Annotated in this window: 12 protein-coding genes; 6 read left to right on the forward strand and 6 right to left on the reverse strand. The window is 60.0% G+C overall.

Annotation, left to right across the window (positions count from 1 at the left end):
- Nucleotides 1–33: 33 nt before the first annotated feature.
- The 4 genes from SGN16_RS11285 to gcvA all read right to left on the reverse strand — a co-directional run bounded on the left by SGN16_RS11285 (nt 34) and on the right by gcvA (nt 3566).
- Entirely contained in the window at nt 34–780 is a 747-nt protein-coding gene (locus tag SGN16_RS11285; protein ID WP_335944039.1) for a hypothetical protein, read from the reverse strand.
- 178 nt (nt 781–958) lie between these two features.
- Nucleotides 959–1720: an SDR family oxidoreductase gene (locus SGN16_RS11290; protein ID WP_210644113.1), complete on the reverse strand. Its 762-nt coding sequence runs from the start codon at nt 1718–1720 to the stop codon at nt 959–961.
- A 37-nt stretch (nt 1721–1757) separates the two neighbouring features.
- A complete protein-coding gene (locus SGN16_RS11295; RefSeq protein ID WP_335944040.1) occupies nt 1758–2585 on the reverse strand; it encodes a DMT family transporter in 828 nt (275 codons plus the stop codon).
- A 75-nt stretch (nt 2586–2660) separates the two neighbouring features.
- A complete protein-coding gene (gene gcvA / locus SGN16_RS11300) occupies nt 2661–3566 on the reverse strand; it encodes a transcriptional regulator GcvA (RefSeq protein ID WP_335944041.1) in 906 nt (301 codons plus the stop codon).
- A gap of 309 nt (nt 3567–3875) precedes the next feature.
- Between gcvA and SGN16_RS11305 the strand changes: the two genes are divergently transcribed.
- The 3 genes from SGN16_RS11305 to SGN16_RS11315 are packed head-to-tail and all read left to right on the forward strand — an operon-like array spanning nt 3876 to nt 9067.
- Nucleotides 3876–4211 (forward strand): GGDEF domain-containing protein, encoded by a 336-nt coding sequence (locus SGN16_RS11305; RefSeq protein ID WP_335944042.1) that lies wholly within the window; start codon nt 3876–3878, stop codon nt 4209–4211.
- The gene (locus tag SGN16_RS11310; protein ID WP_335944043.1) at nt 4201–5301 is read left to right on the forward strand and encodes an ABC transporter substrate-binding protein; all 1101 of its coding nucleotides are present in this window, start codon (nt 4201–4203) and stop codon (nt 5299–5301) included. The genes SGN16_RS11305 and SGN16_RS11310 overlap by 11 nt, the downstream gene beginning before the upstream one ends.
- Before the next feature lie 31 nt (nt 5302–5332).
- Nucleotides 5333–9067 carry an ATP-binding protein gene (locus SGN16_RS11315; protein ID WP_335944044.1) on the forward strand — a complete coding sequence of 1245 codons (3735 nt, stop codon included), beginning with the start codon at nt 5333–5335 and terminating at the stop codon, nt 9065–9067.
- A gap of 60 nt (nt 9068–9127) precedes the next feature.
- Here the strand turns inward: SGN16_RS11315 and SGN16_RS11320 are convergent, their stop codons facing one another.
- The gene (locus tag SGN16_RS11320) at nt 9128–10960 is read right to left on the reverse strand and encodes a thiamine pyrophosphate-binding protein (protein ID WP_335944045.1); all 1833 of its coding nucleotides are present in this window, start codon (nt 10958–10960) and stop codon (nt 9128–9130) included.
- Nucleotides 10961–11028: 68 nt separating this feature from the next.
- A complete protein-coding gene (locus SGN16_RS11325; protein WP_335944046.1) occupies nt 11029–11775 on the reverse strand; it encodes a hypothetical protein in 747 nt (248 codons plus the stop codon).
- A 620-nt stretch (nt 11776–12395) separates the two neighbouring features.
- On the opposite strand from SGN16_RS11325, the gene SGN16_RS11330 reads away from it, so the two are divergent.
- The 3 genes from SGN16_RS11330 to SGN16_RS11340 all read left to right on the forward strand — a co-directional run bounded on the left by SGN16_RS11330 (nt 12396) and on the right by SGN16_RS11340 (nt 15459).
- Nucleotides 12396–13649, forward strand: a complete 1254-nt coding sequence (locus SGN16_RS11330; RefSeq protein ID WP_335944286.1) for an HD-GYP domain-containing protein — start codon at nt 12396–12398, stop codon at nt 13647–13649.
- A 248-nt stretch (nt 13650–13897) separates the two neighbouring features.
- Nucleotides 13898–15079, forward strand: a complete 1182-nt coding sequence (locus SGN16_RS11335; RefSeq protein ID WP_335944047.1) for a methyl-accepting chemotaxis protein — start codon at nt 13898–13900, stop codon at nt 15077–15079.
- A gap of 11 nt (nt 15080–15090) precedes the next feature.
- On the forward strand, nt 15091–15459 hold the full coding sequence (locus SGN16_RS11340; RefSeq protein ID WP_135844811.1) for a response regulator: 369 nt from the start codon (nt 15091–15093) through the stop codon (nt 15457–15459).
- Nucleotides 15460–15470 lie beyond the last annotated feature (11 nt).

The following is a 15470-nucleotide window of genomic DNA, read 5'->3' on the forward strand; positions in this document are numbered from 1 at the left end:
GCCTTCTGCGATCCCAGGCCCTGTTGCCAGGTGTCATGAAGGTGATGTGCTGGTTATCGATGGAGTGCGGGGCCCCGACGATAATGGTCGGGCCATGCGCTGTTTGACCTTGTAGCAGTCATTGATATCCAGCGCCTTCTGGTAGTACTCCGACCGTTTCGCGCGATTCTTTTCACCCAGCAGTCGGTAGATTTCCGCCTGGTAATCACGACTGCCGCCCCACTGCATGGCGAAGCCGACAGGTTCCTCAGGTCTGCACTCAAGCCTGACAACAGGCTGCGGAAAGTATTTTTCGTACAGTGGCATGCTGGTCTCCAAGGCCAGCAATGTCGTTTCGTACTGAGGCGTGTCAGTGAACGCCAGGCACCAGTATGCAATTTGAAGGGCCGGTGGAGCGAAGCCTTGAGCAAGGCTTCGTTCGAACAAGGGACATGCCTTCTCTGTGATCACTTCGCTCGGAGATAACATCACGTAGATGAGTCCGAGGCGATACTGGGCTATGGGATGATCAAGGGCTGCGGCTTGTTCAAGCAGAGCAAATGCCGGCTTGAGTAGCATTCCTCCTTCTTCCGCCAGGGCCAAGGAGCGCTTCTTTTCCTCTGCGCTTGTCGTCGGTGTCTCAGCAGTGACCGCCTCAAGCTTGCTATCCGCTTGTTGCAGGAATGGAATGGCCTGTTGGTAAAGGCTTTCACCACGAGGATCAATCTGCAGCGTGTTGGCCATACCCGACTGAGACAGCAGGCATGCCAATAGGGTAAAGCTCCAACGGTTCAGGTGCACGGATCAGCGTCCTTGTATCAACTGTTCGATTGCGGTGCAGGTTACAGTAATTGGCTTTTTCCCATCACAACCGGCTGCGTTAGTTGCTCGGTTGTGACTCTGGGGCGTTTGATGCTTGCGCCTAGCTTAAACCTCTTTCTTTGCAGGGGGAGCTAGCACACTTATCCAGCCCACCGACTCATTTGCCCCCGGTCACGTCGAGGAATGTCCCGGTAACGAATGATGCCTGCGCGCTGGCCAGCCACAGAATGGCCTGGGCCACTTCCTCCGGCTGGCCACCCCGGCCCATGGGGATTGTGTCCTTGATACGGTCGACCCGCCCCGGTTCGCCGCCGCTGGCATGCATGTCGGTGTAGATGTGACCGGGGCGAATACCATTGACGCGTATCCCTTCGCGAGCCACCTCTTTGGCCAGGCCAATGGTGAACGTCTCCAGGGCTCCCTTGGACGCCGCGTAGTCGATATATTCGTTGGGGCTGCCGAGGCGCGCCGACGCCGAAGAGACATTGATCACCACTCCGCCCGGACCATTGTGCCGGTAGGACATGCGTTTCACCGCCTGTTGGGCACAGAGCATCGGCCCGATGGAGTTGACCGCAAAGATGCGCTGCATGCGTTCGAAGCCGAGGTCTTCCAGGCGCGACTGCACGGCCAGTACCCCGGCGTTATTGACCAGTACGTCGATACGGCCGAACGAGCGGTCGATGGCCGCGAACAGATCGGCGACCTGCCCGGGGTCCGCACTGTCGGCCCGCATGACCAGCGCCCGACGGCCCAACGCCTCCACATCCGCCGCCACCGCCAGCGCCGAGGACTCATGGGCAACGTAGCTGATCGCGACGTCATAGCCTTGGGCTGCGGCGAGCCGCGCGGTGGCGGCGCCCACTCCGCGACCGCCACCGGTAATCAGAATCAACGGTGCCTGGGAGACGTTATCCATCGAGAGTACCTCCTGTAACGGTGAGAAAACGGCTGTATCAGCCAATCAAGAGCGTGCCGCTGACGATCACTGCGCAAGCCACGACTCGGCGAGTGGTGAGTGTCTCGCCAAGGAACGCGTAGCCAATCAACGCGGCGAACAGCACGCTGGTTTCGCGTAATGCCGATACCGCGCCCAAGGGGGCTTCGTTCATGGCGTAGATGACGATTCCATAGGCCAGCAAGGAGACCAATCCACCTACCAGGGCGCTCAATGTGCCGGGCCGGAAGGAGAATAAGCTGCGGGCGTCGCGCAGGCCGATGTACACCGCTGGCATCAACACGCCCCACAAGGCGCACATCCACACCGTATAGGCCAGTGGCGCGCCAGAGAGCCTGGTGCCAATGCCATCGGTGACGCTGTAGGCGGCGATGAAGCAGCCGGTTCCCAGCGCATAGGGCAGGCTGGGCACCGACAGGTTGCGTCCCCTGAAGGCCAACGAAATGATTGCGCCTGACACCAGCGCAATACCTAGCAGCGCGCCGGGGGCGATGCTTTCCCCGGCAAAGGCCGCGGCGCCCAGAGTGATCAAGACGGGTGACGATCCACGCGAAACCGGATAGGTCTGTCCCAGGTCGCCGACCCGGTAGCTGCGCACCAGGAATAGGTTGTAGCCGACATGCAGCAACGCCGAAAGCAACCCATAGCCCCAACTGGCAACTGCCGGTGGCTCCATGAACATCGCTGCGACGACACTGGCGATAGCGATGGCGATGCACATGATCGTCATCGACCACAATCGATCGGTGCCGCCACGCAGTAGCGCATTCCAGCTGGCATGCAGGAGCGCGGCGAAAAGAACCAGCAAGGTGATATGGATAGGCATGCGCCATTTTATGCAGCCCGGCTGCCCGGACTACAGCGAAGTCTCCTCATCGTTTCATGAGTGAATCCTCATGCATCATCCATAAGCCTGTTGGACTTTCAGCGCCTCGCCGGTCAACCATTGGCGAAAGCTGACGATGTGCGGCTGCGATTCGGTGCCTTTCGGGCAGACGAAGTAGTAGGCAAGGGGGGAGGGGAACGACACATCGAAGAGCCGCACCAGACGACCGTCGCTGATTTCGGTTTCAACATGCCCGCTGCGCACCAGGGCGACACCCTGGCCGAGCAGGGCAGCCTCGACCGTCATGTTGGTGTCCCCGAACCGGACGCTTTCCTTGAGCGGCAAAAACTCCAGCCCGACTTTTTCAAACCAGGCCTCCCATTTCGGCACCAGCTCGGCGCCATCTCGGGTCAGCAGTGGGTAATGCAGCAGTTCGGCAGGGCTGCGCGGTGTCCCGAATCGCTGCAGCAGATCGGGACTTGCCACCGGAAACACCTGCTCGCCGAACAGAAACTCCGAATACAGGCCTGGGTAACTGCCCTTGCCGAGCCGGATCGCGACATCGGCCTGGGCGCTGGAGAAGTGGATGATCTTGTCCGTGGTGTCCAATGAAACCAGCAGCTCGGGATGTTGCCGGGAGAGGCTCGGCAAGCGTGGCAGCAGCCATTTCAGCGCGAAGGAGTACGTGGTGCTGACTTCGAGCCGGACCCTGCCTTTCTGCTCCCGAAGATCGGCCAGGGTCGCCTCCAGGCTCATGAAAAACTCCCGCACGATGGGCGCCAGCGTAGCCCCCGCTGCGGTGAGGCTCAACGACTTGCCACGCTCGAACAACTGCAATCCCCAAAGCTCTTCGAGATGCTTGAGCTGGTGACTGACCGCGCTTTGAGTGACATGCAGCTCATTCGCGGCAGAGGTAAAGGTCGCGTGTCGGGTGGCGACTTCAAAGGCACGCAGTGTGGCGGTTGGCGGCAGATCTCTCATGTACAGAGCGTCCCGGCGGGTCATCAGAAATGCATGGCATGAACGTTAGCTCATGATAGAGCATCACAGCCGCAATGGCCTTGTCGCTTGTTCAGTTGACCGAAATCCTCCATGGCCGCGCGCGAAGCGGGCACGTTGATACTATGCTCATGGCCACAGCAGGCAGTGCATTGGTTTCAATCGTCAGCCACCAAGGAAAGGAGTCCGTATGTCTTCAGTTCTTTATACCCGGTTCGACTATCGCGGCCGAATGAGCAGGCTCGTAACCTGAGGTGCCCTTCGTTGCTCTGGAAAGCCTACGGAGGGTCGATGCTTTTGACTTGGAAATGGCAAATGGCAGGGAATGCGATGCACCAAACGCGCTGGGTTGAGTTCGCAAATGAGGCATCCGCGCAGGCACCACTGAGAATTTTCCATCAGTTCCAATACGATTCATTGACCGAATTGCCCCATAACGCCTCACCCGGCGACCGTTTGACTCCGTCGTTTTTCCTTTCCAGGCGCCCCAACGAACAACTGGCGGTGCTGTTTCTTGGACTCGATCGTTTCCACCGCATCAACAATGTCCTTGGCTATCCGATGAGCAAAGATGTCGATGAGCCGAGCGTAAATCCCAAGCGTGATGGAGAACCACATGAACACTAAACCAATCCATAAAATCTTGTGGCGCTTGGCCGGCTGCGTGACCGGGCTGGCGATGGTTGCCGCCAATCCGGCCCAAGCTGCCGACGGCGGCATCGCCAGCGGCCCTACCGCAAGCTATAGCATTGCCTTCAGCAACTCCTACGCGGGCAGCGATTTTCGCAAGGTGATGGTGCGCAACTGGCAGGAGATTGCGGCCCAGGCGCAAAAGGATGGCTTGATCCGGGAGGCCCCGGTGGTGAGCGCGAACAACTCGGCGTCGGAACAAGCGGCCCATATCCAGGACATGATCGTCAAGGGCGTGAACGCCATCGTCATCCTGGCCGCGTCCGACACGGCCCTCAATGGGGTGATCCGCGATGCCTGCAACGCTGGCATCGTGGTCGTGGTCATGGCCAGCCTGGTCACCGAACGCTGCGTCTATACCGTGGACTACAACTGGTCCGCCATGGGCCGCGTGGAAGTGGACTATATCGCCGAGCGCCTCAAGGGCAATGGAACGCTGCTAGAGATCCGTGGCATTGCCGGCGATGCCACCGATAAAAACATCAGCGACGGCATTCGCAAGGCCGCCAGCGACTATCCGGGCCTGAAGTTCGCCAAGACCGTGTACGGGAACTGGACGGCTTCCGTGGCACGCAAGGAGGTGGCGCTGGTGCTGCCGTCGCTGCCCAGCATTGATGCCGTGGCTACTCAGGGCGGCGATGGTTATGGCGCGGCCATGGCGTTCAAGGCGGCGGGACGCCCTTTGCCGATCATCGTGATGGGGAATCGTCAGGACGAACTCGCCCTGTGGAAACAGGAGCGCGATGCCAATGGCTATGAGACCGTCTCGGTCTCCGCCTCTCCGAGCGTGTCCCAGGTAGGCTTTTGGGTGGCCCAGCAGATCCTGGCGGGCAAGCAGGTGCCGAAGTTCGTCGAAGTGCCGCTGGTGCGTATCGATGGGAAAGATCTGGATACCTGGCTCGCCACGATGCCAGTGGGCGGCGCCGCCAATCCTCCCTACAGCCAGGCTTCCGTGGCGGCGATGATCGACGCCGCGATCAACAATACCGCGGCGCCGGCGCCTTTGCCGGAGGTTACGAAGCAGTAGTGGCGGGCGGGCAGCGAGGATGCGAGGCGCGATGTTGACATTCAAACCCGTCAGGGACAGGCCCATTGCCGTCAAAATTGGCCTGGCGGTCGCTGCACTGGTGTTCCTGATGCTTGCGGTGTCGCTCGTGAACCTCTACGGCCTGCGCGGCATGGTACGAGAGGTGGATTCCGCCAGCCATTCCGCGGAGATTCTGGCCTCGGTCAACGGGGCCACCGGGCGGGTGGAAAACTTCATCGCCACCCGCGACCAGGAAAGCCTGATCCAGGCCGAAGGCATGGTGGCGACGGCTATCGTCGGCCTCACCGCCATTCCGGTGGCAGAGGCGCAATCGCTCAAGGGCAGTCTGGAAAGACTCGCCGCGGCGATCGCCGCCTTGCGGGCGGCGACCCTGACCATGGATGGCGAAACGGAGAACATGACAGCCCACTACGGCCGGATGCGAGAGGCGACGATCCTTGTCGAACAGGGCATCGCCGACGGGCTGAAGGAGATTGATTCCCGCGCCGCCGACCACAAGGCGCGGGTAAGCAACATCGAAAGCGCTCACCGCATCCTGGATATCCTGCGCAACAGCGAAAGGATCATCACCGCCAATGTGGCCAAGATGCTGGTGACCGGTGATGGGGCGGCTGGCACCGCGGCGCGGAACGCCGGCGCGGCACTGCCGCCCGTGGTCGAGCAATTGCGCGAGTTGATGGGGGCGCCGCAGGAAGTGGAGACCCTGGAGCAATTGGCGACGGCGGTCGCTGCTGCCAGCCTGGCGGTCGAGCACCTTGGCGAGGCGCCCAAGCTCCGGGGCGGTGAGGCTTTACGGCATCTCGCCGCCGTCGGGGATGCGGCCGGGCGCCTCGAGGCGATGTTGGATGAAGTGGGCGAGCACGTTGCCCATGACGCAAACGACATTCAGGCCGCCACCGGTTTGCTGCAAAATGCAGCCGCGTTGTCCAAGCGTTTCGCCGAGCGCGTTGCCACTTTGGAGGCGCAGACCTTGTCGTTTCGCTTGTCACCGTCTGCCGAGGTCGCCAGCTCTGTCGGCACCATCCTGGACGAGCTCTCCCGTCTCTCTCGGGTTCTCCCTTCGACCGTGGGGCTGCAAACCAAGGCTACGCCCCTGACGGTCTACGATCAGATTGCCGGCTACCGGGCGGCATTCGCCAGGTTCCATCAGGCGAGCAACGCCTTGAGTGGCGCGCGCGATCAGGTTCGCAACGAGGCACGCAGCGCCGGCCTGTTGGTGGCGCGCTTCGCGGGTGAAGCGCGCTCCGAGGCCTTGGTTCACAATGATCGCGGCATGCTTGCGACGGTGATCGCGGGTACCGTCGCCATCCTGCTGGCTGGCGCCATCGCCTGGAGCACGTCGCGGTTTGTCGCGCAACCCATCGTGGCCCTGGCCTCGGTCATGCGCCGGCTTGCGGCCGGCGACCTGAACGCCGAGATCGCCAGCGCCGGACGCGGCGACGAGATTGGGATCATGACCCGTGCGGTACGGGTGTTCCAGGAGAATGCCCTGCGCATCCGGGTGCTGGAAGCCGAGGCCGAAGCCGAGCGACAGCAAGTCCAGGCCTCTTTGGAAAGAATGGTCGCCGAACGGACCGACACGCTGCACCATCAGACCGAGGTGCTAGAGGCGCAGGCCGTCGAGCTTATTCAGGCGCGCAACCAGGCCGATACGGCTAACCAGGCAAAGAGCGATTTCGTTGCCACGGTCAGCCACGAACTGCGCACCCCCCTGACCCTCATTCTCGCACCCCTGGAGCAGCTCTCGGCGGCGACCACACCACCGGCGGACTGGCATGTGCAAATCGACCGCGCCCAACGCAACGCACTGCGCTTGATGAACCGGGTGAACGACATCCTCGATTTCTCCAAGGCCGAAGCGGGCAAGTTTGAGTTGTGTCCAACGCCAATGGACTTGAGCAAGGTGGTGGGTGTGCTGGCCGAGGATGCCGCCATGGTGGCCGAGGGCAAAGGCTGCACCTTAACCTGCAGCATCGATCCCGCGCTTGGCACGGTGTTCCTTGACCCCCGACACTTCGAGAAGATTCTCCTCAACCTGGTGAGCAATGCCATCAAGTTCACGCCCGCTGGCGGCACCGTGCACCTGGCCGTCACTGCGCTTGATGGCGAGCGATTTGAACTCGCGGTGCAAGACTCCGGGATTGGCATTGCGCCAGACAAACTGCCGCTGTTGTTCCAGCGTTTTTCCCAGATCGATAATTCCGCCACGCGCCACTACAGCGGCACAGGCATCGGTCTCGCCCTGGTCAAGGATCTGGTCAAACTGATGGGGGGCGAAGTCGGCGTCAACAGCGAGCTCGGACGGGGTTCGTGCTTCTTTGTTCGACTTCCGCTGGGGGCTGAGCAAGACACCGTGTCGACCGAAGCCAGCGCTATGCACGAGCGATCGTCAGCGAACGCAACGAGCACGACCGAGCAGCGCCACCTGCGTTTCGACGACGGCCGCCATGGCAGTGGCAACGACCGAGCTTCGATGGACAGCGTAGACGGGCAGCCCCCGGAACACGCCGCGCAATCCAGAGTGCTGGTGGTAGACGACAGCCCGGAAATGCTGAGCTACCTGCGCGAACTTTTGCACAACGACTACATCGTCGCCACCGCAGTTGATGGAGAGCAGGCCTGGGCACTCCTGCAGCGTCGCCCCATCGATGTCGTCCTCTCGGACGTGATGATGCCGCGGCTCGACGGCTTTGGCCTGACAGCCAGAATCAAAGCCAGCGCCGGTTTCGCCCATTTACCCGTGATCTTGTTGACCGCCCGAGGCGGCAGCGAGGCCTGTGTTTCCGGGCTGGAGAGTGGCGCCGATGACTATATCGCCAAACCCTTCTCGCCGCTGGAGCTCAAGGCCCGCGTTCGCGCGGCGCTACGCATGAGTCAGGTGCAAACCGAACTGCATGCAAAATCCCGTCAGGCGGGCATGGCCGAAATCGCCACGACTGTGCTGCACAACGTTGGCAACGTTCTCAACAGCGTGAACGTATCGGCAGAACTGGTCAGCAGCCAGATGCGCACCTCCAAAGCCCAGGGGTTGGGCAAGGTGGCTCAACTGATGAACGAACACATTCATGACCTGGCCGATTTTCTCACCACAGACCACAAAGGAAAGATGCTGCCCGGCTATCTGCTCAAGCTGGCGGAGGTGGTGACCGCAGAGCAACTGAGCATCATCGAAGAACTCGAGCAACTCACCAAGGGCATTGACCACATCAAAACCATTGTCGCTGCCCAGCAGTCCTATGCCGTTGCTGTCAGTATTGTCGAGACAGTGCCGGTCCCGGAGTTAATCGACGATGCCTTGCGCATGAGTGCTGGATTACTGGCGCGCCAGGAGGTGACGGTGGTCAAGGACATTGCCGACTTGCCCCTGTTGTCGCTGGATCGGCATCGGATGCTGCTGATTCTGGTGAACCTGATCAACAACGCCAAGCAGGCGTTGGACGGCGTGATCGATCGCAGCCCATGCATCACGTTCAGCACCTCCCTCGCTGACGGGCCAGTATTGCGTATCACGGTGGCCGACAACGGCAATGGGATTGCGCCAGAGCACATGGCGCGTATCTTTTCCCATGGGTTCACTACGCGCAAAGACGGTCACGGTTTCGGCCTGCACAGCTGCGCGCTGGCCGCGCAGGAAATGGGGGGCAGCTTGAGCGTGCACAGCGACGGGGCCGGGCAGGGCGCGACGTTCATACTTGATATTCCCATTGATGTTGCGCAGAGCCAGCTGGATGTCATGACGAGATAGCTGTCCCGTCAAAGCCTACCGTCCTGTGTAAGCAGGGCAGGGACATGTGCGCTCATTTCCTCAGGGCATGATGGGTAGTTCAATGAGATTCGGGCAACCTGAGCGAATACCTTCTTCGACAGCTCCCGCAATATCGCTGGCGCGCTCGATCCTGCGGGAAGGGATCCCCAGGGAAGAGGCGAGGGCCAGGAAATCGATCGCCGGGTCGCAGAGGTCCATGCCGATGAACTGGTGAGTGCTTGCACTTAGATAGTGCGCCTGGCTACGAGCGTAGTTCTTCAAAATGTTGTACTCGCCATTGTTCATGACAACGAACGTGACCGGCAGCCGTTCATGCGCCGCCGTCCAGAGCGCTTGCGGTGAGTACATTGCCGAACCATCACCGACCAGACAGACTACCGGGCTGCGGTCCAGGCCAAGCGACGTACCGACAGCCGCCGGCATGCCCCAGCCCAGGATGGCGCTACGGGTAAAAAGATACTGGCGGGCCGAATGGGAATCCAGGCAGGCACGGACATGAGGAATCGTGGCGGGTGCTTCGTCGACGATCCAGACGTCCGGTCCGATAGCCCGGATAACCTCGTGGGCAGCCACGAAAGGCGTTGTCACCGGAGTGTTGAATTCGCGGTTGAGGCGAGCGACGACGTCGGCACGACGTGTATCGCGTTCCTGGCCCGCGACGTTTCGCAGCGTCGCGATTGCCTCGCTGTGGGGGGCCAATTTCTTGTCCAGTATTGGCAACAGCGCTTGCAAGGAGAGTCTTAAATCCCCGATCAACCCTAGTGCTGTCTCATGGACCCTGCCTAGTTGGTGCCCATCGCCGGTCAATTGGATAAGGCGACAGTGAGATGGAATAGCGGGGCCCTGGGAATATTGATAGCTGATCAACGAATGGCCGCCGAGCAGGAAGACCGCGTCGAAGTCAGAGAACGTCTCCCTGATATCGGAAGCCTTCGCAGGCAGCGTTCCCCGCCACTGCGGATGCGCCGTCGGGAACGGAATATGCCCGGGCCAGGATGGCCCGTAGACCGGCGCGCCGAGTGCTTCGGCGAGCATCACGGCTTCAACTTCCGCGCTCGACTGGATCACTTCTTCTCCAACGATAATCGCCAGACAACCGGGGGTAATCGTCGCTAAGGCAGCGGCCAATTCCTCAATCATCCCGGTCACGGCACCGCGCTCGATTCGCGATGGCGGGCCGGCCGTTACATCCGTGTGTTGCTCCATCACGTTAATCGGCAGGGAAAGGAAAACCGGGCCCGCCGGCCCCGTGCGGCAGTCCTGAAACGCACGACGCAGCAGCATCGGGATGTGTTCGGGATGATGAATTTCCTCTGCCCATTTGACGCTCGGTCTGGCGAGAGCGACGAGGTCTCCGTGGAGCAGCGGGTCGGTCGCGCCATGTCGGGTGTCTTGTTGGCCCGCCGTGACGACAAGCGGCGTATTCGCCATCTTCGCGTTGAGAATTGCGCCCATTGCATTGCCGAGTCCACCGGCCGTATGGAGGTTGACGAAGCCGGGGCGACCGGATGCCTGCGCATAACCGTCGGCCATCGCTACGACTGAGGCCTCTTGGAGGCCGAGGATGTATTGGATGTCTGGGGCGCCGGAGAGGGCGTCGAGCAAAGCCAGTTCGGTTGTTCCCGGATTGCCGAAGACGTGGCGTACACCTTCGCTGCGAAGCACTTCTACGAACAGGTCCGCGCCGCGTTGCCCGCGGCTGTTGGAAAAAACATTGGAACCTAAAGGCATGGCGCAGAACCTCATCTGGTCTGGAAGCTTTAATCTAGCTGGCTTGCTGTGGTGACTGTCATGCGGCAATCGGATTGCCCGAGCCATGGTGATATCTGGCGAATACAGCTTGGTTCCCTCATTGTGCAAAGCATCAACCATTGGTCGGTTCTGTCTCTTGGCACCTGTCTCTCCATTGCGCCGACCTCGCTGTATATCCAGGAGCTTATTTAATTTACGCCCGATCTTTCCAGTGACTGGCTCCGGACCGAACCGTTACCCGTGGCCTTCAAAATCGCATTGCACAAGGCCCGGGCGACAGGTGCGTAACTGGTCTGGCTGGGCTGTGCGGCTTCGGGAGCTGCGGTGGGATTGATCAGGTGCACCGCGATCTGTCCTGGCAGCCATGAGACGAGTGGCCAACGGGTGCGATAGGCAGGTTTAGGCCGGGTATCTCCGGTGCTCGGAGCAAAATCGCAGGATGTCACAAACGCTACCCCTATCAGGCAAGCGCCTATGAGCTGCGAGCGCACGCGACCAGGATTTTTCAAGAAACCCAAGTCCGCGACAACGACCGCGTCATGAATGATCAAGCGGCCTTCGTCGCTCACCTCGATATCGAGAACGACCGCCATGCAGGTCTGCGCGTCATAGTGGGCAGCAATGCCTTGCGCCCGACCATGTCTTGGGAGCTTGCCCCAATGAGCTTTCTCTGCCGCTTCGGTGATGACGCTCCGCATTCGATGCCCATCGACGCATGATGAGTGCCGAGTACCGTCGTTCACCGTCGAGGCCGGATCAATCAGCGAAAGCAGGTAGTCCCTGTGATCCAGCTTGCAGGCTCGTACCTGCGCGGCTATGAATCGCTGTTCGGCGAACAGGCGCAGCAACAGGCCTTTTCTGTCCAGATTGCTGTCGAGCGTCGATTGCCAAGTGAATGGATCAAGAGCACTGACGTGCGCATCAGGATGGCTCATTGCGTTTCTCCTTCCGGCTGATGGCAAGAGGTCCAGCTAAAGTGATGTGTCCTTGGTGCCTGTAACGCTGGCACCGCAAGTGCAGTCATTGGGGGATACTTTAGTGAGAAGGATCTGACGTCAGAGTGACCGGAGGCTGACAGGAACATGTCAGGCGTTGGGCTAGTCGGCTATTCCAAATAGCCGTTGCTAAAGCACTTTGATCAAGCCGCCCGAGCCGACCCGATGCCAAGGAGCGGCGGGTGCGGCCAGGCGCAGGCGCGATGGTTGACACGGCCACGGCTGGATGACCCCGAGGGGCTATTCTGCTGGCTCGTATCTATGGCGATCCGAATTACAGGGACACGATGGCCGAGCGTGGCCTGCGCCAGCAGGACGCTTACGGAGAGAAGTCTTAGTGATGACCGCGTATTGAGGATTTGCCGCGTAGGAAAATCCCTACGCGCCCATCTGTAATCCCTAGACCTAAATAAGATTGCTCTGATTCTTTGATTGATGGCGCATGGCTATTATTCAAGGGCCAGGGTGGCATCCTGATGCGTACTCCAGACATCCCACGCTGGGTTAATGCGTTCGGGCAATTCAGGGAAGGCGGTTGCAAACAGAGAGGGATCTGCATCGTGCTGAAACATATCGGTGTGAGCGATCTTTGCGTAGGAATGTATGTCCAGGAGCTATCTGGTTCTCGTGAGGAGCGTCCGTTCTGGAGCAAAGGCTTCCTGATTCTGAATGAAGAGGTGCTGGAGAAAGTCCTCGCCTCGGGCATTGTTGGTGCATGGATCGACCCGTCCAAGGGCGCGGACGTGCAAGCATCTACGCCTGATGAAAGCGTTGTGCAGGTGGGTCAAGGTGGCCAGCAGCCTGCTTGTCTATCGATCCGACCTTGTGCAGAGGTCCCTGGGCCGCGTCCGAGGGTGGCAATGAGCGAAGAGCTGTTGAGGGCGATCAACCTTTGCGCCAGTTCCAAGGCTGCTGTCATGCAGATGTTCGGCGATCTGCGGATGGGACGGATCGTTCAACTGGATCGCGTCACGGACATGGTGGGTGAAATCTCCGATTCGCTGTTACGTCACCCGGATGCACTGCTCAGCCTGGTGCGCCTCAAGACTGCCGATGAATACACCTACATGCATTCCGTGGCCGTCTGTGGATTGATGATTGGTTTGGCACGTCAGCTGGATTTACCACCGCCCCTGGTCCAAGAAGCCGGGCTGGCGGGCTTGCTGCATGACGTGGGCAAGATGGCGATACCTGCGGCCATCCTGGCGAAACCATTGCCATTGAATGACCACGAACATACGAAGATGCGCACGCACCCGGAGGCGGGCGCCAGGATGCTGGCGGACAGCAGGCATTTCACTTCCCGGGTGCAGGACGTTTGCCTGCATCACCATGAGAAGGTGGACGGCAGTGGCTACCCACATAAGTTATGTGGAACCCAGATCAGCTTGTTCGCGCGCATGGCCGCTGTCTGTGATGTGTATGACGCCGTGACATCTGACCGTCCTTATCGGGATCGCTGGGGCCCCGCCGAATCGATTCGAAAAATGGCCGGATGGATCGGGCATTTCGACCAGAAAGTGTTTCACGCTTTCGTCAAATGCATTGGCATCTATCCGGTTGGCGCTTTGGTGCGCCTTCAGAGTGACAGGTTGGCGGTGGTAATAGAGCAGCACGCCGAATGTTTGCTGACGCCCACGGTAAAGGTTTTCTACTCGGCGTCGACTCGTACCCCGTTGTCTCCCGAATGCATTGATCTGGCCTGTGGGCTGGACCGCATTGTCAGCTTTGAGTCAGAGAAGACCTGGGGTTTGAAGAACCTTGAAGCGCTTTGGGTGGGCGAGGGCCAAGGCAGCGAGTCGCGATTGGGGTGACGCGGTGCGCGTCTGTTTTTTTTTACCAGCGCTTGTCGCTGGTTTTCTTTTTCTGTCGCTTTGGGTTCCTGTCGCCATCGAGTAGGAATTCTCCTACCGCGCAACCGCAATCCTTAGTTGTAAATCAGGATGCTCCGATAGTTCCAGGACTGTCACTTGGCCATTATTTCTCCAGGCCAACAAAACCGCGCATCCCCATAGTGGATGTCTTGCGCTGGGTCCCGTCGGATCCGCAATGAACTGGAGAGATGAAGGTGAAAGGACAGGCAATTTCCTCCCCCCTGATCTTGATGATGCTGCCCGCGGTTCTGACGGGAGTGCTCGGTTGCGCCGCGATTCTGATCAGCGCGGAGTTCAATCTGCGCAGTGCAGCCAGTTGCGTGCTTGTCTTGTTTGGCGCGTTGCTGATGGGCGTGTGGGCCCAGCGTTTATCGAGCACTCAGCCGCACGCTCAACCAGGCGACGATCAGCAACTTCACCTGGCAGCTTCGCCTGATGATGGATTGGGCGAGGTGTGCGTGCAGGTACTGCCGATCTGGAGTCACCAGATCGACGCAGCGCGCATCCTCAGCGAGGAATCGATCCTCAAGCTCAGTCACCGCTTCGCGACGCTGTCGGGAGACATCAGCGCTTCTGCTTCCCTCGGCGCGGGCCAGAGTTCGGGAGCACGGTTGCTGGAAATCCTTGAAGTCGGCCAGCGGGACCTGGATTCGATCATGGTTGCCCTGCGCGACGCGCTGTTGCGCAAGGAGTCGGAACTCAAGGAGGTAATGCTCCTTTCCGACTTCACCTCTCAATTGCAAGAAATGGCCAAATTCGTTGGCGATATCGCCCAGCAGACCAATCTGTTGGCACTCAACGCCGCCATTGAAGCGGCCCGGGCAGGGGATGCCGGACGCGGCTTCGCGGTAGTGGCGGATGAAGTGCGCAAATTGTCCAGCTTATCCGGGGAGACGGGGCAGAAAATCAGTGAGACGGTCAACACCGTCAACGCTGCCATCTCTCGCACCGTCGAGCTTTCTCGGCATCAGGCGCAGCAGGATTCACAAACCCTGGCTCATTCAGAGCAACTGGTGTCCCAGGTGATCGAGCACTTCCGGCACAACGCCCAGGCCATCGTCGATACCAGCAGCAGTCTTCAGCAGCAGAGCGAAAACGTTGCCATGGAGATATCGGGGGTGCTGGTCGCCCTGCAGTTCCAGGATCGGGTCGGCCAGATGCTTTCCCTGGTCAACAACGATCTTCGCAAGTTGCATGAGCATATCGCCGAACGCCAGCAACTGGCTCTCGCCGGCGGTACGCCTGCTCCGATCATCGCCGACACCTGGCTTGAGCAGTTGGCAAGCACCTACACCATGCCTGAACAGCATGCGATACATCACGGTAAGCCTGTGGTGAGCAGCACTTCATCCGAGATCACTTTTTTCTAGGGAGTTTCCCCATGAGCAAAACCATCCTGATTGTCGATGACTCTGCCTCCATTCGCCAAGTGGTGAGCATCACCTTGAAGGGCGCCGGATACGAGGTCATCGAAGGTGTTGACGGTCGCGACGCCCTTACCAAGCTCGACGGCCGCAAGATCCACTTGATTGTAAGTGACGTGAACATGCCGAACATGGACGGCCTCAGCTTCATCAAGGCCGCTAAACAACTGCCGGCCTACAAGTTCACGCCAGTGATCATGCTGACCACCGAAACCGGCGATGCCATGAAGCAACAGGGCCAGGCCGTCGGCGCTAAGGCGTGGATGGTCAAGCCCTTCCAGCCGGCCCAGATGCTCGGTGCCGTTTCCAAACTGATCATGCCGTAACGCCGCCCAGA

It is taken from the genome of Pseudomonas sp. G166, from assembly GCF_037027455.2.
GTDB lineage: Bacteria > Pseudomonadota > Gammaproteobacteria > Pseudomonadales > Pseudomonadaceae > Aquipseudomonas.

Bases quoted from the DNA above. Each gene is read 5' to 3' on its own strand.
- gcvA (WP_335944041.1), bottom strand. From the start codon at position 3,566: ATGAGAGATCTGCCGCCAACCGCCACACTGCGTGCCTTTGAAGTCGCC.
- SGN16_RS11305 (WP_335944042.1), top strand. From the start codon at position 3,876: ATGCTTTTGACTTGGAAATGGCAAATGGCAGGGAATGCGATGCACCAA.
- SGN16_RS11325 (WP_335944046.1), bottom strand. From the start codon at position 11,775: ATGAGCCATCCTGATGCGCACGTCAGTGCTCTTGATCCATTCACTTGG.
- SGN16_RS11335 (WP_335944047.1), top strand. From the start codon at position 13,898: ATGAAGGTGAAAGGACAGGCAATTTCCTCCCCCCTGATCTTGATGATG.
- SGN16_RS11290 (WP_210644113.1), bottom strand. From the start codon at position 1,720: ATGGATAACGTCTCCCAGGCACCGTTGATTCTGATTACCGGTGGCGGT.
- SGN16_RS11310 (WP_335944043.1), top strand. From the start codon at position 4,201: ATGAACACTAAACCAATCCATAAAATCTTGTGGCGCTTGGCCGGCTGC.
- SGN16_RS11295 (WP_335944040.1), bottom strand. From the start codon at position 2,585: ATGCCTATCCATATCACCTTGCTGGTTCTTTTCGCCGCGCTCCTGCAT.
- SGN16_RS11315 (WP_335944044.1), top strand. From the start codon at position 5,333: ATGTTGACATTCAAACCCGTCAGGGACAGGCCCATTGCCGTCAAAATT.
- SGN16_RS11320 (WP_335944045.1), bottom strand. From the start codon at position 10,960: ATGGTTGATGCTTTGCACAATGAGGGAACCAAGCTGTATTCGCCAGAT.
- SGN16_RS11340 (WP_135844811.1), top strand. From the start codon at position 15,091: ATGAGCAAAACCATCCTGATTGTCGATGACTCTGCCTCCATTCGCCAA.